The sequence below is a fragment of the Pseudomonas sp. T8 genome, from assembly GCF_024610635.1.
Lineage (GTDB): Bacteria > Pseudomonadota > Gammaproteobacteria > Pseudomonadales > Pseudomonadaceae > Aquipseudomonas > Aquipseudomonas chlororaphis_I.
Genome location: NZ_CP102374.1, coordinates 2,189,882 through 2,215,020 on the forward strand (window position 1 = coordinate 2,189,882; position 25,139 = coordinate 2,215,020).

Annotated in this window: 20 protein-coding genes; 6 read left to right on the forward strand and 14 right to left on the reverse strand. The window is 62.3% G+C overall.

The window, feature by feature from the left end:
• The first annotated feature begins 183 nt into the window (after nucleotides 1-183).
• From nirB to cobA, 4 genes are read left to right on the forward strand one after another with little or no spacing between them, the layout of a single operon-like run.
• The gene (gene nirB / locus NRG23_RS09710) at nucleotides 184-2,637 is read left to right on the forward strand and encodes a nitrite reductase large subunit NirB (protein ID WP_257374572.1); all 2,454 of its coding nucleotides are present in this window, start codon (nucleotides 184-186) and stop codon (nucleotides 2,635-2,637) included.
• Complete coding sequence (gene nirD / locus NRG23_RS09715) at nucleotides 2,634-2,951, forward strand: nitrite reductase small subunit NirD (RefSeq protein WP_009047906.1); 318 nt, start codon at nucleotides 2,634-2,636, stop codon at nucleotides 2,949-2,951. The genes nirB and nirD overlap by 4 nt, the downstream gene beginning before the upstream one ends.
• The gene (locus tag NRG23_RS09720; protein ID WP_257374573.1) at nucleotides 2,951-5,668 is read left to right on the forward strand and encodes a nitrate reductase; all 2,718 of its coding nucleotides are present in this window, start codon (nucleotides 2,951-2,953) and stop codon (nucleotides 5,666-5,668) included. The genes nirD and NRG23_RS09720 overlap by 1 nt, the downstream gene beginning before the upstream one ends.
• 10 nt (nucleotides 5,669-5,678) lie before the next feature.
• The gene (cobA, locus tag NRG23_RS09725) at nucleotides 5,679-6,440 is read left to right on the forward strand and encodes a uroporphyrinogen-III C-methyltransferase (RefSeq protein WP_028682001.1); all 762 of its coding nucleotides are present in this window, start codon (nucleotides 5,679-5,681) and stop codon (nucleotides 6,438-6,440) included.
• 77 nt (nucleotides 6,441-6,517) lie between these two features.
• On the opposite strand, the gene NRG23_RS09730 is transcribed toward cobA, so the two are convergent.
• From NRG23_RS09730 to ppsA, 8 genes are all read right to left on the reverse strand, one after another.
• Nucleotides 6,518-7,504: an OmpA family protein gene (locus NRG23_RS09730; RefSeq protein ID WP_007927525.1), complete on the reverse strand. Its 987-nt coding sequence runs from the start codon at nucleotides 7,502-7,504 to the stop codon at nucleotides 6,518-6,520.
• 107 nt (nucleotides 7,505-7,611) lie between these two features.
• Nucleotides 7,612-8,202: an RNA polymerase sigma factor SigX gene (gene sigX, locus NRG23_RS09735; RefSeq protein ID WP_009042922.1), complete on the reverse strand. Its 591-nt coding sequence runs from the start codon at nucleotides 8,200-8,202 to the stop codon at nucleotides 7,612-7,614.
• Nucleotides 8,203-8,290: 88 nt separating this feature from the next.
• Nucleotides 8,291-9,115, reverse strand: coding sequence for a mechanosensitive ion channel domain-containing protein (locus NRG23_RS09740; RefSeq protein ID WP_007927520.1), 825 nt, complete (start codon nucleotides 9,113-9,115; stop codon nucleotides 8,291-8,293).
• A gap of 2 nt (nucleotides 9,116-9,117) precedes the next feature.
• Nucleotides 9,118-9,363: a hypothetical protein gene (locus NRG23_RS09745; RefSeq protein WP_007927518.1), complete on the reverse strand. Its 246-nt coding sequence runs from the start codon at nucleotides 9,361-9,363 to the stop codon at nucleotides 9,118-9,120.
• A gap of 63 nt (nucleotides 9,364-9,426) precedes the next feature.
• Entirely contained in the window at nucleotides 9,427-10,422 is a 996-nt protein-coding gene (locus tag NRG23_RS09750) for a zinc transporter ZntB (protein ID WP_009042920.1), read from the reverse strand.
• Nucleotides 10,423-10,447: 25 nt separating this feature from the next.
• Nucleotides 10,448-10,939 carry a ribonuclease E activity regulator RraA gene (rraA, locus tag NRG23_RS09755; protein ID WP_009042919.1) on the reverse strand — a complete coding sequence of 164 codons (492 nt, stop codon included), beginning with the start codon at nucleotides 10,937-10,939 and terminating at the stop codon, nucleotides 10,448-10,450.
• Nucleotides 10,940-11,206: 267 nt separating this feature from the next.
• Nucleotides 11,207-12,196 (reverse strand): alpha/beta fold hydrolase, encoded by a 990-nt coding sequence (locus tag NRG23_RS09760; RefSeq protein WP_028682000.1) that lies wholly within the window; start codon nucleotides 12,194-12,196, stop codon nucleotides 11,207-11,209.
• A 100-nt stretch (nucleotides 12,197-12,296) separates the two neighbouring features.
• Nucleotides 12,297-14,672, reverse strand: coding sequence for a phosphoenolpyruvate synthase (ppsA, locus tag NRG23_RS09765; protein ID WP_009047902.1), 2,376 nt, complete (start codon nucleotides 14,670-14,672; stop codon nucleotides 12,297-12,299).
• A 173-nt stretch (nucleotides 14,673-14,845) separates the two neighbouring features.
• Here ppsA and NRG23_RS09770 point away from each other — a divergent pair, with 173 nt between their 5' ends.
• The gene (locus NRG23_RS09770) at nucleotides 14,846-15,664 is read left to right on the forward strand and encodes a pyruvate, water dikinase regulatory protein (protein WP_007927505.1); all 819 of its coding nucleotides are present in this window, start codon (nucleotides 14,846-14,848) and stop codon (nucleotides 15,662-15,664) included.
• 108 nt (nucleotides 15,665-15,772) lie between these two features.
• On the opposite strand, the gene prpD is transcribed toward NRG23_RS09770, so the two are convergent.
• From prpD to NRG23_RS09800, 6 genes are all read right to left on the reverse strand, one after another.
• Nucleotides 15,773-17,257, reverse strand: coding sequence for a 2-methylcitrate dehydratase (prpD, locus tag NRG23_RS09775; protein ID WP_016704984.1), 1,485 nt, complete (start codon nucleotides 17,255-17,257; stop codon nucleotides 15,773-15,775).
• A 129-nt stretch (nucleotides 17,258-17,386) separates the two neighbouring features.
• Nucleotides 17,387-18,577 carry a 2-methylaconitate cis-trans isomerase PrpF gene (gene prpF, locus NRG23_RS09780; RefSeq protein ID WP_257374574.1) on the reverse strand — a complete coding sequence of 397 codons (1,191 nt, stop codon included), beginning with the start codon at nucleotides 18,575-18,577 and terminating at the stop codon, nucleotides 17,387-17,389.
• Nucleotides 18,578-18,637: 60 nt separating this feature from the next.
• Nucleotides 18,638-21,232: a Fe/S-dependent 2-methylisocitrate dehydratase AcnD gene (gene acnD / locus NRG23_RS09785; RefSeq protein WP_257374575.1), complete on the reverse strand. Its 2,595-nt coding sequence runs from the start codon at nucleotides 21,230-21,232 to the stop codon at nucleotides 18,638-18,640.
• Nucleotides 21,233-21,407: 175 nt separating this feature from the next.
• Complete coding sequence (prpC, locus tag NRG23_RS09790) at nucleotides 21,408-22,535, reverse strand: 2-methylcitrate synthase (protein WP_025804288.1); 1,128 nt, start codon at nucleotides 22,533-22,535, stop codon at nucleotides 21,408-21,410.
• Nucleotides 22,536-22,711: 176 nt separating this feature from the next.
• On the reverse strand, nucleotides 22,712-23,608 hold the full coding sequence (prpB, locus tag NRG23_RS09795; protein WP_016704988.1) for a methylisocitrate lyase: 897 nt from the start codon (nucleotides 23,606-23,608) through the stop codon (nucleotides 22,712-22,714).
• Complete coding sequence (locus tag NRG23_RS09800) at nucleotides 23,605-24,327, reverse strand: GntR family transcriptional regulator (protein ID WP_009047896.1); 723 nt, start codon at nucleotides 24,325-24,327, stop codon at nucleotides 23,605-23,607. Before NRG23_RS09800 ends, prpB begins: the two co-directional genes overlap by 4 nt.
• Before the next feature lie 269 nt (nucleotides 24,328-24,596).
• On the opposite strand from NRG23_RS09800, the gene NRG23_RS09805 reads away from it, so the two are divergent.
• Nucleotides 24,597-25,139 carry an ATP-dependent zinc protease gene (locus NRG23_RS09805; RefSeq protein WP_009047895.1) on the forward strand — a complete coding sequence of 181 codons (543 nt, stop codon included), beginning with the start codon at nucleotides 24,597-24,599 and terminating at the stop codon, nucleotides 25,137-25,139.

The following is a 25,139-nucleotide window of genomic DNA, read 5'->3' on the forward strand; positions in this document are numbered from 1 at the left end:
TGCATTAACTCTCCCAACAGCACATACGACCCGGCCTTCAACGACGAAGGATGGGTTTTCCCGAGAGAACGGGACCGGACAAAGGCGTCCTGCCAGGCAACTGGCGGGACGCCTTTTTTGTTTGCGCAACGTTTATCGAGCCAGGCCCGGCATACCCGACGGCCTGTCTACGCGGAGAGCGAAATGAAGAAACTCAAGCTGGTGATGATCGGCAACGGCATGGCCGGGGTACGCACCCTGGAAGAGCTGCTCAAGCTGAGCAATGAGCTGTACGACATCACGGTCTTCGGCGCGGAACCCCACACCAACTACAACCGCATCCTGCTCTCCCCGGTACTTGCCGGTGAACAGACCTTCGAAGAGATCGTGCTCAACGACCTGAGCTGGTACCTGGACAACAACATCAAGCTGCTGCTCAACCGCAAGGTGGTGGAGATCGACCGGGTCAAGCGCCGGGTGATCGCCGAAGACGGCAGCGAAGCCGAATACGATCGCCTGCTGATCGCCACCGGCTCGACCCCGTTCATCCTGCCGATTCCCGGCAACGATCTGCAGGGCGTGATCGGCTACCGCGATATCGCCGACACCCAGGCGATGATCGACACCGCCAAGACCCACAAGCACGCGGTGGTCATCGGTGGCGGCCTGCTCGGCCTGGAAGCCGCCAACGGCCTGATGCTGCGCGGCATGGACGTGACCGTGGTGCACATCGGCGAATGGCTGCTGGAGCGCCAGTTGGACAAGACCAGCGGCCAGCTGCTGCAAACCGCCCTGGAAAGCCGCGGCCTGAAGTTCCGCCTGAGCGAACAGACCCAGGCCCTGTATGACTCAGGCAATGGCCGGGTCGGTTCGGTGCAATTCAAGAACGGCGACATCATCCCCGCCGACCTGGTGGTGATGGCCGCCGGCATCCGGCCCAATACCGAGCTGGCGGAAAAAGCCGGCCTGCCGTGCAGCCGCGGGATCCTGGTCAACGACACCCTGCAGACCTACGACCCGCGCATCTATGCCATCGGCGAATGCGCCAGCCACCGCGGTATCGCCTACGGCCTGGTGGCGCCATTGTTCGAACAGGCCAAGGTCTGCGCCAACCACTTGGCGCAACTGGGCTTCGCCCGCTACCAGGGTTCGGTGACCTCGACCAAGTTGAAAGTCACCGGCATCGACCTGTTCTCCGCCGGCGACTTCATGGGCGGCGAAGGCACCGAGACCATCACCCTCTCCGACCCCATCGGTGGCGTGTACAAGAAGCTGGTGATCAAGGACGACGTCCTGGTCGGCGCCTGCCTGTACGGCGACACCGCCGACGGCGGCTGGTACTTCCGGCAGATCCGCGAGAACCACGTCATCGGCGAGATCCGCGACCACCTGATGTTCGGCGAGAACGCCCTGGGCGATGTCGGCCACCAGGGCCAGGACAAGGCCATGAGCATGGCCGACAGCGCCGAAGTCTGCGGCTGCAACGGCGTGTGCAAGGGCACCATCGTCAAGGCGATCCAGGAGCATGGCCTGTTCAGCGTCGATGAGGTCAAGAAGCACACCAAGGCCGCCAGCTCCTGCGGCTCCTGCGCCGGCCTGGTGGAACAGATCCTGATCAACACCGTGGGTGGCGCGGCCGACGTCAAGCCGAAAAGCGAGAAAGCCATTTGCGGTTGCAGCGACCTCAACCACGGGCAGATCCGCCAGGCGATCCGCGAACAGCACCTGCTGACCATCGCCGGCACCATGAGCTACCTGAACTGGCGCACGCCCAACGGCTGCGCCACCTGCCGCCCGGCGCTGAACTACTACCTGATTTCCACCTGGCCGGGCGAGGCCAAGGACGATCCGCAATCGCGCCTGATCAACGAACGGGCCCACGCCAACATCCAGAAAGACGGCACCTATTCGGTGGTGCCGCGGATGTGGGGCGGCGTCACCACCCCCTCCGAACTGCGGCGCATCGCCGACGTGGCGGACAAGTACCAGGTGCCGATGGTCAAGGTCACCGGCGGCCAGCGCATCGACCTTTTGGGCATCAAGAAGCAGGATTTGCCCGGGGTCTGGAAGGACCTGGACATGCCCTCCGGCCATGCCTACGGCAAGTCCATCCGCACCGTGAAAACCTGTGTCGGCAGCGAGTTCTGCCGCTTCGGCACGCAGAACTCCACTCAGCTGGGCATCGAACTGGAGCACGACCTGTTCAACATGTGGTCGCCGCACAAGGTCAAGCTGGCGGTCTCCGGTTGCCCGCGCAACTGCGCCGAGGCCGGGATCAAGGACGTCGGCATCATCGGCGTCGAATCGGGCTGGGAGATGTACATCGGCGGCAATGGCGGGATCAAGACCGAGGTCGCGGAGTTCTTCGTCAAGCTGAAAACCGCCGACGAGGTACGCGAATACAACGGCGCCTTCCTGCAGTTGTACCGCGAGGAAGCCTTCTACCTGGAGCGCACCGTGCACTACCTGCAACGGGTCGGCATGGCGCACATCAAGCAAGCCATCATCGAAGACCCGCAACGGCGCAAGGCCCTCAACGAGCGCCTGCAGTTCGCCCTGTCCTTCGAACAGGACCCGTGGAAGGAGCGCCTGGAACAGCCGCTGCTGAAAAAAGAGTTCGAGCCGATCCGCGTCAAGCAACTGGAGGTGCCGCTATGAACTGGCTGGATATCTGCGCCCTGGACGAGATCAACGCCCTGGGCTCGCGCATCGTCAACGGCCCCAAGGGCGACATCGCGATCTTCCGCACCAGCGACGACGAAGTCTTCGCCCTCGACGATCGTTGCCCGCACAAGGGCGGACCGCTGTCCCAGGGGCTGATCTACGGCAAGAAGGTCGCCTGCCCGCTGCACAACTGGCAGATCGACCTGGAATCCGGAGAAGCGCAGGCACCGGATATCGGTTGCGCCCATCACCATCTGGCGCGGGTGGAAAACGGCCGCGTGCTGCTGGCCCTGCGGGATGCCGGCTGATGAACCGCCAGACGACCGCCTCGACCTGCTGTTACTGCGGCGTTGGCTGTGGCGTGCTGATCGAGCACGACGGCGAACGCATCCTCGGCGTCAGTGGCGACCCGAGCCACCCGGCCAACCACGGCAAACTGTGCAGCAAGGGTTCCACCCTGCACCTGACCGGCGACCTCGCAGCCCGCGCCCTGTACCCGGAGTTGCGCCTGGGCAAGGCCCTGGCGCGCAGCCGCACCGACTGGGACACCGCGCTGGAGCACGCGGCCAACCTATTTGCCGAAACCATCGCCGAACACGGCCCGGACAGCGTGGCCTTCTATATCTCCGGGCAATTGCTCACCGAGGACTACTACGCCTTCAACAAACTGGCCCGGGCCCTGGTGGGCACCAACAACATCGACAGCAATTCGCGGCTGTGCATGTCCTCGGCGGTGGTCGGCTACAAACGCAGCCTGGGCGCCGACGCCCCGCCCTGCAGCTACGAAGACCTCGAGCTGAGCGACTGCGTGATGATCGTCGGCAGCAACATGGCCTACGCCCATCCGGTGCTGTTCCGCCGCCTGGAACAGGCCAAACGCCTGCGGCCGCAGATGAAAGTGATCGTCATCGACCCACGGCGCACCGACACTTGCGACCTGGCCGACCTGCACCTGGCGATCCTGCCCGGCACCGATGTCGCGCTGTTCCACGGGATCCTGCATCTGCTGCTGTGGCAGGACTGGATCGACCGTGACTTCATCCAGGCGCATACCGAAGGCCTGGCCGAGCTGAAGAACCTGGTCCACGACTACACCCCGCATATGGTCGCGCAGCTGTGCGGCATCAGCGTCGAGCAACTGCGCCAGTGTGCCGAATGGGTCGGCACCTCGCCGAGCTTCCTGTCGCTGTGGTGCATGGGGCTGAACCAGTCCAGTGCCGGCAGCGCGAAAAACAGCGCGTTGATCAACCTGCACCTGGCCACCGGGAAGATCGGTCGCCCCGGGGCCGGCCCCTTCTCCCTCACCGGCCAGCCGAATGCCATGGGTGGCCGGGAAACCGGCAGCCTGTCGAACCTGCTGCCGGGGCACCGGGAGGCGGCCAACCCGGAGCATCGGGCTGAAGTCGCGGCCTATTGGGGCATCGAGCAATTGCCAGCCAACCCCGGCCTGACCGCGATCGAGCTGTTCGAACAACTGCGCGGCGGCAAGATCAAGGCACTGTGGATCGCCTGCACCAACCCGGCGCAGTCGCTGCCCGACCAGAACGCGGTGCGGGAGGCCTTGCTGGCCTGCCCGTTCGTGGTCCTGCAGGAAGCCTTTCGCACCACCGAGACCGCGGCCTTTGCCGACCTGCTGCTGCCCGCCGCCAGTTGGGGCGAGAAGGAAGGCAGCGTGACCAACTCGGAACGGCGCATCTCCCATGTGCGCCGCGCCGTGGCGGCGCCAGGCGAAGCACGCCCGGACTGGGCCATCACCCTGGATTTCGCCCGGCGCCTGGAACAGCGCCTGCGCCCGCAACAGCCCAGCCTGTTCGCCCTGGATACGCCTGCCCAGCTGTTCGATGAGTACAAACTGCTGACCCGCGGCCGCGACCTGGACCTTTCCGGTATCAGTCACGCGCTGATCGACCAACTGGGTCCGCAGCAATGGCCCTTCCCCGCCGGTGCCGAACAAGGGACAGCGCGGCTGTACGTTGACGGCCGCTTCCCGACCGCCAGCGGGCGGGCACACTTCATCAGCGACCCGTATCGCGCGGCCAAGGAACAACGTGATGCACGCTTCCCTCTGACCCTGATCACCGGCCGCCTGCGCGATCAATGGCATGGCATGAGCCGTACCGGCACCGCGGCGCAGCTGTTCGGGCACGTCAGCGAAGCAGTTCTCAGCCTGCACCCGGACGAACTGCGCCGGCAGAACCTGCAGGCGGGTGATCTGGTGTCGCTGAAAAGCCGGCGCGGCAGCGTGATAGTCGCCGTGGCGGATGACGACAGCGTGCGCCCGGGCCAGGCTTTTCTGCCGATGCATTGGGGCGACCGGTTCCTCAAGGGTGGCGTCAATGCCGTGACCCAGCCGGCGTTCGACCCGCTGTCCAAACAGCCGGAACTCAAGCACAGCGGCGTGCGCCTGGAGCCGGTCCAGCTGCCGTGGCAGCTGTTCGCCCTGATCGAAGGCGACGTGCAGCGGCATTTCGAAGCCTTGCGCCCGCTCTGCGAAAGCTTCGCCTACGTCAGCCTGAGCCTGGCCGGTCGCGAACGCCCGGCCCTGCTGCTGCGGGTGGCCAATGCCAAGGCGCCGGCAGCGCAGTTGCTCAAGGACATCGACCAGTTGCTGGGGCTCAACGAAGGCCCGGTACTGGCCTATGACGATCCGCGGCGCTCCATCGGCAAGCGGGTACGTGTCGAACAGGGACGGATCACCGCCATTCGCCTGGCCGGTGAAACCCTGGCCCAGCACTGGCTGCAGAACCTGTGGCTGGAAGGCAAGGCCGATGAGCAACTGCGTCGCTGGCTGCTGGCGCCAATGAGCGCGCCACCGGGGGCCGCCGGGCTGATCGCCGCGAGTGGCAAGACCTTGTGCAACTGCAAGAACGTCAGCCAGAGCGCAGTCTGTGCCGGGATCTCCCGCGGCCTGGACCTCGATGGCCTGAAACAGGAACTGGGCTGCGGCACTCAATGCGGCTCCTGCGTCCCCGAAATCAAACGTCTGCTGGCCAGCTCGGCACAGCCCGTCGCAATCCCCCTGTGAGGAAACAAACATGAGCGCAAAAGTCTGGCTGGTGGGTGCGGGCCCTGGCGACCCTGAACTGCTGACCCTCAAGGCCGTGCGGGCCCTGGGCGAAGCCGATGTGGTGCTGATCGACGATCTGGTGAATCCGGCGGTGCTCGAGCACTGCCCCCAGGCACGGGTCATTGCCGTGGGTAAACGCGGCGGCTGCCGCTCGACGCCCCAAGCGTTCATTCATCGGCTGATGCTGCGCTACGCCCGGCATGGCAAGTGCGTGGTACGCCTCAAGGGTGGCGATCCATGCATCTTCGGCCGTGGCGGTGAGGAAGCGCAGTGGCTGCAGGAACGTGGCGTCGAGGTGGAACTGGTGAACGGCATCACGGCCGGCCTGGCGGGAGCTACCCAGTGCGGGATCCCGCTGACCCTGCGCGGTGTTGCCCGTGGCGTCACCCTGCTGACGGCCCATACCCAGGACGACAGCAGCCTCAACTGGCAGGCCCTGGCGCAGAGCGGCACAACGCTGGTGATCTATATGGGGGTGGCCAAACTGGGCGAGATACGTGAACAGCTGATTGCTGGCGGCCTGGCGCCGCATACCCCGGTGGCCATGATCGAAAATGCATCCCTGCCCGAGCAGCGCCTGTGCCGGAGCGATCTGCACACCATGCAGGACGATGCCCATACCTTCCAGCTGAAAAGCCCGGCCATCCTGGTGGTTGGCGAGGTGGCCGCTTGCGGCGCACAACTGCCGGCCCTTTCCGAGGCGGCCCTGGCGGCCGCACTTTCGGCCTGACGCCAGGCTCTTTCAACAAATCGCGGACAAAGAAAAACCCGGCCTAGGCCGGGTTTTTCAAAGCTGCAAGCTACAGATTACTGAGCTTGTTGAGCTTGTGCTTCAACCTGCGCCTCTACGCGACGGTTTACAGCGCGGCCAGCTTCAGTTGCGTTGTCAGCAACTGGGCGGGACTCACCGTAACCAACGGATTGAACGCGGCTCGACTCAACACCGTACTGGCTGGTCAGAACTTGCTTAACGGCGTTTGCACGACGCTCAGACAGTTTCTGGTTGTAAGCGTCAGGACCGACGGAGTCAGTGTGACCTTCAACAACGGTGGTGGTTTGTGGGTACTGCTTCATGAAGTCAGCGAGGTTCTTGATGTCAGCGTAGCTGTTAGGCTTAACGACCGACTTGTCGAAGTCGAACTTCACGTCCAGCTCAACACGAACAACTTCAGCAACCGGAGCTTCTGGTTCTGGAGTTGGCTCTGGAACTGGAGCAGGAGCTGGAGCAACCTTGCCAGCGTTGCCGCCGAAGTTCACACCCAGACCAACCAGAGCGGAGTAGTCCCACTTGCCGTTGTCCATTGCGTAGTCGGCTTCAACGCCGGCACGAGCGAACAGGTTGTCGGTGAAGTAGTACTTAACACCGGTACCGATGATAGCCAGGGTCGACTGGTCGCGACCGCTGTGGCCGTCAGCCAGGACGTTGGTACGGCTCTGGTGACCGAAACCACCCGAAACGTATGGACGCAGGGAGTCCACGCCAGCTTGACCGAAGTGGTAGGTAGCCAGCAGGCTGCCGGTGTCACCTTTGATCTTCTGGTTGCCAGTGCCGTCGTTCGAACGGGTGTGGTTGGTTTTGTCGTAGTTCAGGTCCAACGACAGGTCATCGGTCAGGAAGTAGCCGATACGAGCGCCTGGGTTGAAGCCGTCTTCGATGTGCTTAACGCTGTCGTTGTACTGTTTTTTGTAAAACAGTTCACCCTCGACCGCGCCTTGGCCTTGCGCCAGAACGCCGAACGAAGTCACGGCAACAATAGAACCAATGGCAATGCCCAAGGTGTTTTTCAGTTTCATCCGTTAAATCCCCATCTGGTGATTGTAAAGCAGTCCCACATACCGGGGGACAACTCGGCGGTAAGTCTATCAGAACTTACCTAGACGTAAGAGATATTTGCGCCGAACTAAGTTTCAGCAATGCCTGCAAATTTCTCACGCAATTTATCAAGCGCACGCTTGTACCGCATTTTCGTAGCACTCAACCCCATGTGCATGATGTCTGCGATCTCCTGGAACTCCAGTTCTGCGACAAATCGTAGCACCAGAATCTCCCGATCGATCGGGTTCACATGCACCAACCAGCGGTCAAGTCCGCCCTTTTCCTCAGGTTTCGGCGCCTTATCTTCAGACGCTTCCTCGAGGGGATCAAGACTTAACGCATCCATCAAGCGACGCTTGCGCCGTTCTTTCCGATACTGAGTGATGCATTCGTTGTACGTGATGCTATAGAGCCATGTCTTGAACTTCGATTTCCCCTCGAAGTTCTTGAGGCCATACAGCACCTTCAACATCACCTCCTGACAGACATCATCAGCATCACGATCGTTCCCTAAATAACGTGCACAAACGTTGAAGAGGGTTCGCTGATAGCGTCGCATCAACTCTTCATACGCACGCGTCACATGAAACAGCTCCGTGTGCGAGCGCGCAACCAACTCCTCGTCAGAGAGCTCACGGGGGTCATAGCGCGTGGATAGCGATTGGGCTTTATTCAAAACGAGTCGGGCCGACAGTCAGGTCAATGTCCACCGCAGCCCAGGCAAGGGCATTTTGCGGCGGCATACATTAGCAGGGTTTGCCGGGTTAGCGGCTACTTACATGCTGCTCCAGCATGATCCGATTGGAGAGAGAGACCAGCTCACCCTCATCGGTCAGCAGTGTAGTCTTAACCGTGCCGATCTCCTCGATCTGCCCTTCGACCTCGCCAACTCGCACTTGTTGCCCAACCTGATACAACTCACGCACATAGATTCCCGCAAGAATCTGACCGGCAATATCCCGGCTTCCCAACCCCATGGCCAAGGCAACAGCCAGACCAACGGTAATCAAAACGATCACGATCACATGGTTGAGCAGGTCGGTTTTGACCTCCAACTGACTGATCGCAACGGAAATACTGATGATGATCACCAGCCCCTGGGCGATTCGCCCCAGGCCACTGGCGTAATCCAGACCAACCCCTTCGGCCGCTCCACGCACCAGCCCATTGGCCAGTTGCGCCAGCAATACCCCCACCAACAGCACCAGCGCGGCCCCGAAAACCTTCGGTAAATACAGCGCCAGCATGTCGAGCGTAGCCGAAACCCGCTCCAGGCCAAGGGATTCTGCAGCAGAAACCAGGAAAATCAGTAAAACAAACCAATACACGATTTTACCGATCAAGGTAGAAATCGGCACCTGCAGGCCCGCACGAGACAGCAGTTTGGTCAAACCGGTACCGCCCATCAAGCGGTCCAGGCCCAGTTTGGCGAGCAGTTTGGAAAGCAGGGTATCAAGCAGTTTGGCGACCACGAACCCCAACAGCAGCACGACCAGCGCGCCAAACAGGTTGGGAATGAAGTTCGCTACCTTGGTCCACAACGCAGTCATCGCAGTGACGAGGCTCTGAGTCCAGAGATCAAGTTCCATATTCAATCAGCCTTATCAGCAGTGCGAGCAGTAGGTTTACGACGGGAAACCGGCGAGATATGGGCCGATCCGTTATTCAGAGCAATCATCAGCGCCGGCAACCAGCGGCCGAGCAGGCTGAACAGATCGCCCGCCCCCACCTGCCGGTTGGCGGTTTTCAGTACGCGGCCCAGGCACGCATCGTCGTCCCGGGTGGACGGTGTGGCCTTGAGCATGTCACGCAACGACTGTTCAAACGGATCGTGCATACGCACCTCTCGATATGTCTGTGAAAGACGCGATCAAAATTCCCCGGGTCACATAGTTCATGATCAGACCCAGCGCAAACGTCGGAATAACCACCATTGTCCCAGCGCTACCAGCGCCATCAACAGGCAGGCCACCAGAAACCCGTAGGGGCTGTTGGAAAGCGGGATTCCTCCGACGTTGATCCCCAGCAAGCCGGCCAGAAAACTCATTGGCAGAAAGATCCCGGTGATGATCCCGAAGCGAAACATGATGCGGTTCATGCGCACGCTCAGGCGCCGGTCTTCGGCCTCCAGCACAAGCCCCACGCGCTCTCGGGTCAATTCGAGCTCTTCCAGGTAGCGGGTCAGGCTGTTGTTCAATTCGTTCCAGTAATCGCCATCGTCATCGGCGAACCAAGGCAGCCTGATGCGGCTGAGTTGACCGAAAATATCCCGCTGCGGAGCGAGGAAACGCTTGAGTCCGGCAGCCCGTCGACGGATCTGCAGAATGTTGCTGTGCTCGGGGGTATACCGTTCGTCGGCATCCAGTTTTTCTTCCTCGGCATCGACCACTTCCGACAGGTCGCTGACCAGATCCTGCACCTTATGAGTCAGGTACTCAGCCATATAAAGGATGAGTTCGGAGGCGGTCTTGGGTCCCTTGCCTTCGCCCAGTTGCACCAGCAGCTCATCGGTCGCGCGCAATGGCCGCAGGCGCAGGGAGATCACTCGCTGGGCCGAACCGAAGATGCGTACCGAAACCATGTCCTCCGGCTCGGCGCCGGGGTTGAGGTTGATGCCGCGTAAAAACAGCAGGAACTCGGAATCCGGCAGCGCCAACAGGCGCGGCCGGGTGTTTTCTTCGAGTAGGAGGTCACAGCTGAACTCGCTCAGACCGCTGGATTTACGCAGCCAGGTCTGGGTTTGCGGATGGCTGCGATCCCAATGCAGCCAGAGGCTCTCATGGGCTTGCAGCTGCAGGTCGTCCAGTTCAGTTCGGGCAATTGCACGCGCACCACCTTTACCATCCAGCACCAGGGCATGTACCAGCCCCCATTGCGCGTTGTCTTCCTCGAACATCCTCATCCCTTGCTTGGTCGACTGCTTATTCAGGCATTTTCAGTGGGCTTGGCGAAACGATCACGCCATTGTTGTCGGCATAGACATATTCGCCCGGACGGAAAGTCACCCCGGCAAAGGTCACTGCCACGTTGAGATCGCCAATGCCGCGCTTGTCGGTTTTCATCGGATGGCTGGCCAGCGCCTGAACACCCAGGTCGGTTTGCGCGATGACATCGACGTCACGGATGCAGCCGTAGATCACCAGCCCTTCCCAACCGTTCTTGGCGGCCTTCTCGGCCAGCATGTCACCCAGCAGCGCGCGGCGCAGGGAGCCGCCACCGTCGACCACCAGCACCTTGCCGTGCCCCTTGAGCTCGACCTGTTCCTTGACCAGCGAGTTGTCTTCGAAGCACTTGATGGTCACGATTTCGCCGCCGAAGGAGTCGCGACCACCGAAATTGCTGAACATCGGTTCAACCACCTGTACCAGATCCGGGTAGGCGTCGCACAGGTCGGGAGTGAGGTAATGATTCATCGAGAAACTCCTGTAATGGAAAGAACACGTCGCGGTGTCGGAACTCGCAGGGTTCATGCTGAGTGACGAGCGCTGGCGGCAAATGTTCAACACCTTGCCTTAGCCCTCGATCCCCATGCAGCCCCCACCATACGCCAATTTCAGCAGGGGCAATGAGCACGAACAGGATACCGAACCAGCGACCGAATGTGACCAAAACCGCTCAATGCGTCATATCTTAGCCGCAAGCGCAGCGGAACGAAATGCTCTTGTCAGAGCCTTCTGAACTCAACTCGCGGCAGCCAGTTCGGCACTCGATGCCAACAACGGGCTCTGCTGATCCTTCAACCAACGCGCCACCAAAGGCCAGACTTCGGCCTGGGCGGCTTTGCTCACCAGCATCTCGACGTGGCCGAAATTGCCGCTGAACCCTTGTTCGCGCCCCAGGCAGACAAACTGTTTGTGATCGGAACTCAACTGGTCAAACAACTTGCGGCAGGCCCAGGTCGGATCCTGATGATCCCCGGCCGCGCTCACTGCCAATACCGGCAGCGAAACATCGGACAAACCGGCCCACCAGTCCTTCTGCCCATCCCCGAAACGCCCGAACAGCCCATACCAACGCATGCCTTCCAGGGCCAGGCCAATGGGTTCGTCCTCGGGACCGCGCTTGAGCCGCGAGCCGGACAACTGGGCAAACCGCTTGAGAATGAAACGACCGCCCCACTCCACCGCCGGGATTTTCAACGGCCAATAGGTGCGGCTGACCTGACAACCGAACAACGCCGCCGACGCCACTGCCGGCTCTCCCAGATACTGGCCGCCCAGGGCCGCCGCCAAGGTAATGCCGCCCAGGGAATGGCCGATCCAGTGCGGAACCTGGCCGCTTTGTTCCCGCACGAAAGCGCCGATGGCCGGCAGATCGTATTGCGCATAGTCGGCGACGCGATTCTTGCGGTAGTCGGCATTACGTCGCGACAGGCCGTGGCCACGCATCTCGGGGATCCATACATCGAAGCCCATGCGCGCCAGATACGCGCCCAGGCCGATGCCCTTGGGCGAATACCAGAAACGCCGATTGGAGAAACTGCCGTGCAGCAGGATCACCGGCACGCCACGGGATTCGGGCTCGTCCGCCATTCCCAGGCGGGTGACGGCCAGCTCGACCGTGGTGTCCGGGCTGTTGCCGGGCTTCAGGCGATAGACGTCTTCACTCAGGTCGCCTCGACGTTCGGCACTGATCAAGGCGACGGGAAATAGGTTGCTGCTGCTTTGCATAATGCTCTTGCACAAAAAAGGGCGGCTTCCAGATGGAGCCCGCCCTACTTGAATCTCAAAGCCCCGGCCAGCCCGAAGGCTGGCCGGTGCTTCATTCCGCTTAGACCGCACCCTGCCCCTCGGCCAGGAAGAACCAGGTTTCCAGTACGGAATCCGGGTTCAGCGAGACGCTTTCGATGCCCTGCTCCATCAGCCACTTGGCCAGGTCCGGGTGGTCGGACGGGCCCTGGCCGCAAATACCGATGTATTTGCCGGCCTTGTTGCAAGCGGCGATGGCGTTGGCCAGCAGCTTCTTGACCGCCGGATTACGCTCGTCGAACAGGTGCGCGATGATGCCCGAGTCGCGGTCCAGGCCCAGGGTCAGCTGGGTCAGGTCGTTGGAGCCGATGGAGAAACCGTCGAAGAACTCGAGGAACTCTTCGGCCAGGATCGCGTTGGAAGGCAGCTCGCACATCATGATCACGCGCAGGCCGTTTTCACCGCGCTTGAGACCGTTTTCGGCCAGCAGATCCACCACCTGGCTGGCTTCGCCCAGAGTACGGACGAACGGCACCATGATCTCGACGTTGGTCAGGCCCATGTCGTTGCGCACGCGCTTGAGGGCGCGGCACTCGAGTTCGAAGCAGTCACGGAACGATTCGCTGATGTAACGCGAAGCACCGCGGAAGCCCAGCATCGGGTTTTCTTCTTCCGGCTCGTAGAGCTTGCCGCCGATCAGGTTGGCGTATTCGTTGGACTTGAAGTCCGACAGGCGCACGATGACCTTTTTCGGCCAGAACGCCGCGGCCAGGGTGCTGATGCCTTCGACCAGCTTGTCGACGTAGAAACCGACCGGTTCGTTGTAACCGGCGATGCGCTTGTCGACGCTTTCCTTGATTTCATGGGGCAGGCCGGCGTAGTTCAGCAGTGCCTTGGGGTGCACGCCGATCATGCGGTTGATGATGAACTCCAGGCGGGCCAGGCCGACACCGGCGTTCGGCAACTGGGCGAAGTCGAAGGCGCGGTCCGGGTTGCCGACGTTCATCATGATCTTGAACGGCAGCTCCGGCATGGCGTCGACGGAGTTTTTCTTCACGTCGAAACCCAACTCGCCTTCGAAGATGAAACCGGTGTCGCCTTCAGCGCAGGACACAGTCACGCCCTGGCCGTCTTTCAACAGTTCGGTGGCATTGCCGCAACCGACAACCGCTGGAATACCCAGCTCGCGCGCGATGATCGCGGCGTGGCAAGTACGGCCGCCACGGTTGGTGACAATGGCGCTGGCGCGCTTCATCACCGGTTCCCAGTCCGGGTCGGTCATGTCGGACACCAGCACGTCGCCGGCCTGGACCTTGTCCATCTCCGACACGTCCTTGATGATCCGCACCTTGCCGGCGCCGATGCGCTGGCCGATGGCACGACCTTCCACCAGCACGGTGCCGGTTTCCTTCAACAGGTAACGCTCCATGACGTTGGCCTGGGTGCGGCTCTTCACGGTTTCCGGACGGGCCTGGACGATATACAGCTTGCCGTCATCGCCGTCTTTGGCCCACTCGATGTCCATCGGGCACTTGTAGTGCTTCTCGATGATCATCGCCTGCTTGGCCAGCTCGCTGACTTCGGCATCGGTCAGGCAGAAACGCGCGCGATCGGCCTTGTCGACGTCGACGGTCTTGACCGAGCGACCGGCCTTGGCTTCGTCGCCGTAGATCATCTTGATCGCCTTGCTGCCCAGGTTGCGGCGCAGGATGGCCGGGCGACCGGCTTGCAGGGTGCCCTTGTGGACGTAGAACTCATCCGGGTTCACCGCACCTTGAACGACGGTTTCACCCAGGCCGTAGGCGCCGGTGATGAACACCACGTCACGGAAGCCCGACTCGGTGTCGAGGGTGAACATCACGCCGGCGGTACCGGTTTCCGAACGCACCATGCGCTGCACGCCGGCAGACAGGGCGACCAGCTTGTGGTCGAAGCCCTGGTGCACGCGGTAGGAAATGGCGCGGTCGTTGAACAGGGAAGCGAAGACTTCCTTGGCGGCGCGAATGACGTTCTCGACGCCACGGATATTAAGGAAGGTTTCCTGCTGGCCGGCGAAGGAAGCGTCCGGCAGGTCTTCGGCGGTGGCCGAGGAGCGCACGGCCACGGCCATGTCAGGGTTGCCCGCGGACAGTTTGGCGAACGCGGTGCGAATTTCGGTATTCAGTTGCTCGGGGAATTCGGCTTCCATGATCCATTGACGGATCTGGGCGCCAGTCTTGGCCAGGGCATTCACGTCATCGACGTCCAGGGCGTCGAGCGCGGCGTGGATCTGGTCGTTAAGACCGCTCAATTCGAGAAAATCACGATAGGCCTGGGCCGTCGTGGCAAAGCCTCCAGGAACCGATACACCGGCGCCTGCAAGGTTACTGATCATCTCGCCCAGGGATGCGTTCTTGCCCCCCACATGCTCTACATCATGGACGCCGAGCTTATCGAGGGAAACTACGTACTCTACCAAGGTGATCTCTCCACTAACTGTGTTGGAAAAGCTCAGAAGCCGGCTGCTCGGGGAGCGCTTGCCAGCTGTATGGCCTGGACCTGGAAAATAAGTGAGAATGCGGGCCATTGGAGGCCGGCAAATCGCGCCTATCATATCCAAGATTCGTCACTAGCTTAAGGCCCAAGGTGCAAATGAAACGATCTGCTTTCTTCATCTCCGACGGTACCGGCATCACCGCTGAAACCCTCGGCCAGAGCCTCCTGGCGCAGTTCGAAAACATTACCTTCAGCAAAATCACGCGGCCGTATATCGACAGCGTAGATAAAGCGCGGGCCATGGTACAACAAATCAACATTGCCGCCGAAAAGGACGGATTTCGTCCGATTATCTTCGACACCATCGTCAATCAGGACATCCGTGAGATCCTCGCGACGTCCAATGGTTTCATGATCGACATCTTCTCGACCTTCCTCGCCCCCCTGGAGCTGGAGTTGAGCGAGCACTCGTCGTACTCGGTCGGCAAGTCCCATTCCATTGGCGGCAACTCCAACTATATGGAGCGGATCGAGGCGGTGAACTTCGCCCTCGACAACGACGACGGCGCCCGTACCCACTACTACGACAAGGCCGACCTGATCCTGGTGGGCGTGTCGCGCTGCGGCAAGACCCCGACCTGCCTGTACATGGCCATGCAGTTCGGGATCCGCGCCGCCAACTACCCGCTGACCGAAGACGACATGGAACGCCTGCAGTTGCCGACCGCCCTGCGCGCCCACCAGCACAAGCTGTTCGGCCTGACCATCGACCCCGACCGGCTCACCGCCATCCGCAACGAGCGCAAGCCCAACAGCCGTTATTCGAGCTATGCCCAGTGCGAGTTCGAAGTGCGCGAGGTGGAAAACCTGTTCCGCCGCGAGAACATTCCGCACATCAATTCCACGCATTTCTCGGTGGAAGAGATCTCGGCGAAGATCCTCGTGGAAAAAGGCGTCGAGCGGCGCTTCAAGTAGCGTTATCTGACCAATAGAAGGCTATCGCGAGCAAGCTCGCCCCTACATGGCTTACAAGATCTTGTAGGAGCGAGCTTGTCGCGATCGGACCAACGGTCCGCCCTACCCTCAGATCACCAACAGATCCACGAACCGGTGCACCGCCGTGGCCTCCAGCTGCGCCTGGTCCTTGCACAGAGCAAAGATCTGCGCCGAACGCTGGGCCGTGAAGCGGGTGGCCAGGTTGGCCTTGAACTTGTCTTCCAGCAGCGGAATGCCTTCGGCGCGGCGCCGGCGATGGCCGATCGGGTATTCCACCACCACCTGCTCGGTGCTCGAGCCATCCTTGAAGAACACCTGTAGCGCATTGGCGATGGAGCGCTTGTCGGCCTCCAGGTACTCGCGGGTGTAGCGCGGTTCTTCGACTATCTGCATCTTCTCGCGCAACTGATCGATGATCGGGTGGGCGGCATGGAAGCCGTCTTCATAGTGCTCGGCCACCAGGTTGCCGAAGGCCAGCGGCACGGCGGTCATGTACTGGATGCAGTGGTCGCGGTCGGCGGCGTTGGCCAGCGGGCCGACCTTGGAAATGATGCGGATCGCCGATTCGTGGGTGGTGATGACAATCCTGTCGATCTCGTGCAGGCGATTGCGTACCAGCGGATGCAGGGTCACCGCCGCTTCACAGGCGGTCTGCGCATGGAACTCGGCCGGGAAGCTGATCTTGAACAGCACGTTTTCCATCACGTAACTGCCGTACTTCTGCGACAGGCTGAAACGGCGCTGGTCTTCGGGCTTGAGCGCCAGGTCCTTGTTGGTGTGGCTGAACAGCACGTCGTAGAAGCCCCACTGCGGCGCGCTCAGCACTCCCGGAATGCCCATCTCGCCGCGCAGGGCGATATCCGCCAGGCGCACACCACGACTCGTGGCGTCCCCCGCCGCCCAGGACTTGCGCGAACCGGCATTCGGCGCATGCCGATAAGTGCGCAGCGCCTGGCCATCGACAAAGGCATGGGACAGCGCCGCCAGCAGCTGTTCGCGGTTGGCTCCCATCAGTTTGGCGGTGACCGCGGTCGAGGCGACTTTCACCAGCAGCACATGGTCGAGGCCGACGCGGTTGAAGGAGTTCTCCAGGGCGATCACTCCCTGGATCTCATGAGCCATGATCATGGCCTCGAGCACCGCGCGCATGGTCAGCGGCGCCTCGCCATTGGCCACACGCTTTTGCGACAAGTGATCGGCCACGGCGAGGATGCCGCCGAGGTTGTCGGAAGGATGACCCCACTCGGCGGCGAGCCAGGTGTCGTTGTAATCCAGCCAACGGACGATGCAGCCGATATCCCAGGCCGCCTTGACCGGGTCCAGGCGGAAACTGGTGCCCGGCACCCGCGCGCCAAACGGCACGACCGTGCCCTCCACTATCGGCCCCAGGTGCTTGGTGCATTCGGGAAAGCGCAGGGCCAGCAGGCCGCAGCCGAGGGTGTCCATCAGGCAGTTGCGGGCGGTATCCAGAGCCTCGTGGGACTCGATCCGGTAGTTCAGAACGTAATCGGCAATGTCCTGCAGGACCTGGTCGTAATCGGGGCGTTCGTTCAGATCAACGTTGGCGCTCATGGGCTGTTCACTCCATCAAGGGTTAGGTGTGGGTTGCATCCTCAAGGTCAGGCTGATCGGGTTATGTCTGTTTATTTTATCCCCCGCAGGAGCGCCGGTCGGCGGCTTCCTGCGGGTAGCGGTTTTTCCTTAGAAAGCGTCGCCAGGCACACGCACCCAGCCTTCCATCAAGACCCGCGCGCTGCGGCTCATGATGGCCTTGGTCACGCTCCATTCGCCGTTGTCCTGCACGGCTTCGGCGCCAACCCGCAAGGTCCCCGACGGATGGCCGAAACGCACCGCGCTGCGCTCCCCGCCGCCGGCCGCCAGGTTGACCAGGGTGCCGGGGATCGCCGCCGCCGTGCCGATGGCCACCGCGGCGGTACCCATCATCGCGTGGTGCAGCTTGCCCATGGACAGCGCGCGCACCAGCAGATCGACATCCCCAGTCTTCACCGCCTTGCCGCTGGACGCCTGGTAGTCCGCCGGCGGGGCGACAAAGGCGACCTTGGGCGTGTGTTGGCGCTTGGCCGCTTCGTCCAGGTGCTGGATCAGCCCCATGCGCAGCGCGCCGTGGGCGCGGATGGTCTCGAACATCGCCAGCGCCTTGGGGTCGCCGTTGATATCGCCCTGCAGCTCGGTGCCGCTGTAGCCGATGTCGCGGGCATTGATGAAGATGGTCGGGATCCCGGCATTGATCATGGTGGCCTGGAAAGTCCCGACGCCCGGCACTTCCAGGTCGTCCACCAGGTTGCCGGTGGGGAACATCGAACCGCCGGCGCCCTCTTCCTCGGCCGCCGGCTCCATGAACTCCAGCTGCACTTCGGCCGCCGGGAAGGTCACGCCATCCAGTTCGAAGTCGCCGGTTTCCTGCACTGCGCCGTTGGTCATCGGCACATGGGCGATGATGGTCTTGCCGATATTGGCCTGCCAGATGCGCACCACGGCCACGCCGTTCTGCGGGATGCGCTCGGCATCCACCAAGCCGCTGCTGATGGCGAAGGAACCGACCGCCGCCGACAGGTTGCCGCAGTTACCGCTCCAGTCGACGAAAGGCTTGTCGATGGACACCTGGCCAAACAGGTAATCCACGTCGTGGTCGGGCTTGATGCTTTTCGACAGGATCACCGTCTTGCTGGTGCTGGACGTGGCGCCGCCCATGCCGTCGATCTGCTTGTCGTACGGGTCGGGGCTGCCGATCACCCGCAACAGCAACGCATCGCGGGCCGCGCCCGGCAGCTGCGCCGCCTCAGGCAGGTCTTGCAGGCTGAAGAACACGCCCTTGCTGGTGCCGCCACGCATGTAGGTGGCGGGAATCTTGATTTGCGCTACGAAAGCCATGGATTTCGGTCCTGATAAAGACCGAGGGCGGCGCCTTGCGGCCCGCCCCCGGTACGTCACTTAACTGGCGACAGCCGATTCGAGGAAGTCCTGGGCAAAGCGCTGCAACACGCCGCCCGCTTCGTAGATCGACACCTCTTCGGCGGTGTCGAGACGGCAGGTCACCGGCACCTCGATGCGCTCGCCGTTCTTGCGCCGGATCACCAGGGTCAGGGTCGCGCGTGGCTTGCGCTCGCCCACCACATCGAAGGTTTCGGTACCGTCGATGCCCAGGGTCTTGCGGTCGGTGCCCGGCTTGAACTCCAGCGGCAGCACGCCCATGCCCACCAGGTTGGTGCGGTGGATGCGCTCGAAGCCTTCGGCGGCGATGGCCTCCACCCCGGCCAGGCGCACGCCCTTGGCCGCCCAGTCACGGGACGAACCCTGGCCGTAGTCGGCGCCGGCGATGATGATCAGCGGCTGCTTGCGCTGCATATAGGTCTCGATGGCTTCCCACATCCGGGTGACCTGACCTTCCGGCTCGATCCGCGCCAGCGAACCCTGCTTGACCTTGCCGCCTTCCTGGACCATTTCGTTGAACAGTTTCGGGTTGGCGAAGGTCGCGCGTTGCGCGGTCAGATGGTCACCGCGGTGGGTCGCGTAGGAGTTGAAGTCCTCTTCCGGCAGGCCCATTTTCGCCAGGTACTCGCCGGCCGCGCTGTCGAGCATGATGGCGTTGGACGGCGACAGGTGATCGGTGGTGATGTTGTCCGGCAGCACCGCCAGCGGGCGCATGCCGGTCAGGCTGCGCGCACCGGCCAGGGCGCCTTCCCAGTACGGCGGGCGACGGATGTAGGTGCTCATTTCGCGCCAGTCGTACAGCGGCTCGACCTTGGGCCCGGTGTCTTCGTGAATGGCGAACATCGGGATGTACACCTTGCGGAACTGCTCGGGCTTCACCGAGGCCTTGACCACCGCGTCGATCTCTTCGTCGCTCGGCCAGATGTCCTTGAGGCGGATCTCCTTGCCGTTGGCATCCAGGCCCAGCACGTCCTTCTCGATATCGAAGCGGATGGTCCCGGCAATCGCGTAAGCCACCACCAACGGCGGCGACGCGAGGAACGCCTGCTTGGCATACGGGTGGATGCGCCCGTCGAAGTTGCGGTTGCCCGACAGCACCGCGGTGGCATACAGGTCGCGGTCGATAATCTCTTTCTGGATCACCGGGTCCAGCGCACCGGACATGCCGTTGCAGGTGGTGCAGGCGAAGGCCACGACGCCAAAGCCCAATTGCTCCAGCTCGTGGGTCAGGCCGGCTTCGTCCAGGTACATGGCCACCGTCTTGGAACCCGGCGCCAGCGACGACTTGACCCAGGGTTTGCGGGTCAGGCCGAGTTTGTTGGCGTTGCGCGCCAGCAGGCCGGAGGCGATCACGTTGCGCGGGTTGCTGGTGTTGGTGCAGCTGGTAATGGCCGCAATGATCACCGCGCCATCGGGCATTTGCCCCGGCACTTCTTCCCACTGGCCGGCGATGCCCTTGGCCGCCAGGTCGCTGGTCGCCACCCGGGCGTGGGGGTTGCTCGGGCCCGCCATGTTACGTACCACCGAGGACAGGTCGAACTGCAAGCCGCGCTCGTACTGCGCGCCTTTCAGGCTGTCGGCCCACAGGCCGGCCTGTTTGGCATAGGTCTCGACCAACTGCACTTGCTCGTCTTCACGGCCGGTGAGCTTGAGGTAGTCGATGGTCTGCTGGTCGATGTAGAACATCGCCGCGGTGGCGCCGTATTCCGGGGCCATGTTGGAGATGGTCGCGCGGTCGCCCAGGGTCAGCGCCGCGGCGCCTGCACCGAAGAACTCAAGGTAGGCACCCACCACCTTCTGCTTGCGCAGGAACTCGGTCAGCGCCAGCACCATGTCGGTGGCGGTGATGCCCGGTTGCAGCTTGCCGGTCAGCTCGACGCCGACGATTTCCGGCAGGCGCATCCAGGACGCCCGGCCGAGCATCACGCTTTCGGCTTCCAGGCCGCCGACGCCGATGGCGATCACGCCCAGGGCATCCACGTGCGGGGTGTGGCTGTCGGTGCCGACGCAGGTATCGGGAAAGGCCACGCCATCGCGCGCCTGGATCACCGGCGACATTTTCTCCAGGTTGATCTGGTGCATGATGCCGTTGCCCGGCGGGATCACGTCGACGTTCTTGAAGGCTTTCTTGGTCCAGTTGATGAAGTGGAAACGGTCTTCGTTGCGCCGGTCTTCCACGGCGCGGTTCTTGGCGAACGCATCCGGGTCGAAGCCGCCGCACTCCACCGCCAGCGAGTGGTCGACGATCAACTGGGTCGGCACCACCGGGTTGACCTGGGCCGGATCGCCACCCTGGTCGGCGATGGCATCGCGCAGGCCGGCCAGGTCCACCAGGGCGGTCTGGCCGAGAATGTCGTGGCACACCACGCGGGCCGGAAACCACGGGAAGTCGAGGTCGCGCTTGCGCTCGATCAGTTGCTTCAGGGAATCGGTCAGGGTCGCTGGATCGCAACGACGCACCAGGTTTTCCGCGAGCACGCGCGAGGTGTACGGCAGGGTGTCGTAGGCGCCGGGCTGGATCGCCTCGACGGCCGCGCGGGTGTCGAAGTAGTCCAGTCGGGTACCGGGTAACGGTTTACGAAATTCAGTGTTCATCGTCAGGACTCGGTCACGGTGATTGCAAAAGGTGGTGCTGCTGAAACCGCTCCCCGGTAGGAGCGAAGCTTGCTCGCGATGGCGGTTTGACGGTCGACATCAATGGTGAATGTCAGTCCGTCTTCGCGGGCATGCCTCGCTCCTGCAGGGCTCTGGTTTTTTAAGCAGCCACCATTCAGCGACGTTCGATTGGCACGAACTTGCGCTGCTCGACGCCGACGTACTCGGCGCTTGGACGAATGATGCGGTTGTTGGCGCGCTGTTCGAACACGTGGGCCGCCCAGCCAGTCAGGCGCGAGCAGACGAAGATCGGGGTGAACAGCTTGGTCGGGATGCCCATGAAGTGGTACGCCGAGGCATGGTAGAAGTCCGCGTTGGGGAACAGCTTCTTCTGCTCCCACATGGTCTTGTCGATGGCTTCGGAGACCGGGAACAACACCTTGTCGCCCACTTCGTCAGCGAGCTTTTTCGACCAGCCCTTGATCACCTCGTTACGCGGGTCGTTGTCTTTGTAGATCGCATGGCCGAAGCCCATGATCTTGTCCTTGCGCTCGAGCATGCCGAGGGTGCCCTTGATCGCCTCTTCCGGCGAAGCGAAGCGCTCGATCATCTCCATCGCCGCCTCGTTGGCGCCGCCGTGCAGCGGACCGCGCAGCGAGCCGATGGCCGCGGTGACGCAGGAATACAGGTCGGACAGGGTCGAGGCACAGACCCGGGCAGTGAAGGTCGAGGCGTTGAATTCGTGCTCGGCGTAGAGGATCAGCGACACGTTCATCACCTTGACGTGCAGCTCGCTCGGCTTCTTGTCGTGCAGCAGGTGCAGGAAGTGACTACCGATGCACGGCTCGTCGGTCACACAATCGATGCGCTTGCCGTCGTGGCTGAAGCGGTACCAGTAGCACATGATCGCCGGGAACGCGGCCAGCAGGCGGTCGGTGACGTCACGCTGTTGGGAGAAGTCCTGTTCCGGCTCGATATTGCCGAGGAACGAACAGCCGGTGCGCATCACATCCATCGGATGGGCGTCGGCCGGAATGCGTTCCAGCACTTCTTTCAGCGCCTGCGGCAGGTCGCGCAGCTTGCTCAGCTTCTGGGCGTAGGCGTCCAGTTGCGCCTGGGTCGGCAGCTCGCCGTACAGCAGCAGGTAGGCCACTTCCTCGAACTGCGCGTCGGCCGCCAGTTCGCGGACGTCGTAACCCCGGTAGGTCAGCCCGGCACCGGCCTGGCCCACGGTCGACAAGGCAGTCTGTCCGGCCACCTGGCCACGCAGGCCAGCGCCACTCAATACTTTTGCTTCGGCCATTGCTCTCTCCAATCTTGAATTTGTTAGGGAATCGGCAACTTCATGGGTCGGGGCTCACCCCGACACCGCAGGAACGAAGCGGCTCGCGATGCTGATCGACACACCCCGGTGTATCAGGGGCTGCGCGTTGTCGTTAACGTCCATCGCGGGCAAGCCTCGCTCCTACAAAGGTTGGTTCAGCTTTTCTTCTGGGCGAACAGCGCATCGAGCTTCTGCTCGAAGGCGTGGTAGTCGATGCGGTCGTACAGCTCCATGCGGGTCTGCATGGTGTCGATCACGTTCTGCTGGGTACCGTCGCGACGGATCGCGGTGTAGACGTTTTCCGCCGCCTTGTTCATGGCACGGAACGCCGACAGCGGGTACAGCACCAGGGAAACATCCACGGATTTCAGTTGTTCGGTGGTGTACAGCGGCGTGGCGCCGAACTCGGTGATGTTGGCCAGGATCGGCGCTTTCACCCGGCTGGCGAAGATCTTGTACATCTCCAGCTCAGTGATGGCTTCCGGGAACACCATGTCGGCACCGGCCTCGATGCAGGCGGCGGCGCGGTCCAGGGCCGACTCCAGCCCCTCCACCGCCAGGGCGTCGGTACGGGCCATGATCACGAAGCTGTCGTCGGTGCGGGCATCCACCGCGGCCTTGATACGGTCGACCATTTCCTGCTGGGAGACGATCTCTTTGTTCGGACGATGGCCGCAGCGCTTGGCGCCGACCTGGTCCTCGATGTGAATCGCCGCCGCGCCGAACTTGATCATCGACTTGACGGTGCGCGCCACGTTGAACGCCGACGAACCGAAACCGGTGTCCACGTCCACCAGCAGCGGCAGGTCGCAGACGTCGGTGATGCGGCGCACGTCGGTCAGCACGTCGTCGAGCCCGGTGATGCCCAGGTCCGGCACGCCGAGGGAGCCGGCCGCCACCCCGCCACCGGACAGGTAGATCGCCTTGAACCCGGCGCGCTTGGCCAGCAGCGCATGGTTGGCATTGATGGCGCCGACCACCTGCAACGGTCGTTCGCTGGCGACCGCATCGCGAAAGCGCTGGCCTGGAGTGCTCTTATTATTGGAACTCATGACTCACCTCGTGGAGTGGCTGTCTGCTTGGCGCCGTCCTGGTAATGACGGGCAATGTTGCGTTTGGAAGCGCCGATGTGACGGCGCATCAACAACTCGGCCAGTTCGCCGTCGCGATCGGCAATGGCATCGAGAATCCGGTGGTGCTCGGCGAACGCCTGGTGCGGGCGGTTGGGCGTGGCGGAAAACTGGATGCGGTACATGCGCACCAGCTGGTACAGCTCGCCGCAGAGCATCTGCGTGAGGGTGCGGTTGCCCGCGCCCTGGATGATCCGGTAGTGGAAGTCGAAATCGCCTTCCTGCTGGTAGTAGCCGACCCCGGCCTGGAACGCCGCGTCGCGCTCGTGGGTATCGAGCACCCGGCGCAGCTCGTCGATTTCCTCGTTGGTCATGCGTTCGGCGGCCAGGCGGCAGGCCATGCCTTCCAGGGACTCGCGGATTTCATAAAGCTCGATCAGCTCGGCATGGCTCAGGGACACCACCCGCGCCCCGACATGGGGCACCCGCACCAGCAGGCGCTGGCCTTCCAGGCGGTGGATCGCCTCGCGCAGCGGGCCGCGGCTGATGCCATAGGTGCGCGCCAGTTCCGGCTCGGAAATCTTGCTGCCCGGGGCGATCTCGCCCTTGACGATGGCCGCCTGAATGCGCCTGAAGACGTTTTCGGACAAGGTTTCCGAATCGTCCTGCGTCACGGCGGGGGGATCGAGCTGATCCAGCATATTGTCGACACCTTGAAAATCAATGCGACAAAAACTAGCCAATACAAGCCAACCAGTCAAAGGAAAAATAGATATTGTCGACAATCGTCTAATAACCCTTTGCACCAAACCGGCACAAAAGCCCCCGCCCCGCCGCTGGCGCCATAAAACCAGCATGCTAGAATGCCGCCCGCATTTGCCTGTCACATTAATAAGGCAGCACACGAGGGAGCTTGCGCAGCAATGCCAGTCGCCTTGAACTGAAGAACCCATGCAACGCACCAGGATCTATGAGACTCAAGGCCTTCTCCATACTGTTCTGCCTGCTCGGCCTGCCGGGCCTGAGTGCCGCCGCCGGCAAGACCGTTTACGGTCTGAATGAATACGCCAGACTGTCCGGGATCGACCTGGAAGTCGCCGCCAAGCTCGACACCGGCGCCAAGACCGCCTCCCTCAGCGCCCGCGATATCAAGCGTTTCAAGCGCAATGGCGAGTCCTGGGTACGCTTCTATCTGGCCATCGACGCCGCCCATTCCCACCCCATCGAACGTCCGCTGGCCCGCGTCAGCAAGATCAAGCGCCGCGCCGGCGACTACGACCCCGATGAGGAAAACAACAAGAAGTACACCGCGCGCCCGGTCATCGAGCTGGATATCTGCATGGGCACAGCCCTGCGCAGCATAGAAGTGAACTTGACCGACCGCAGTGCATTCCAATACCCGCTCTTGATCGGCTCCGAAGCGCTCAAGCGCTTCGATGCACTGGTCGACCCCAGTCTTAAATACGCTGCTGGCAAACCTGCCTGCGCCACCGACGCTCATACCGCAGAGTAA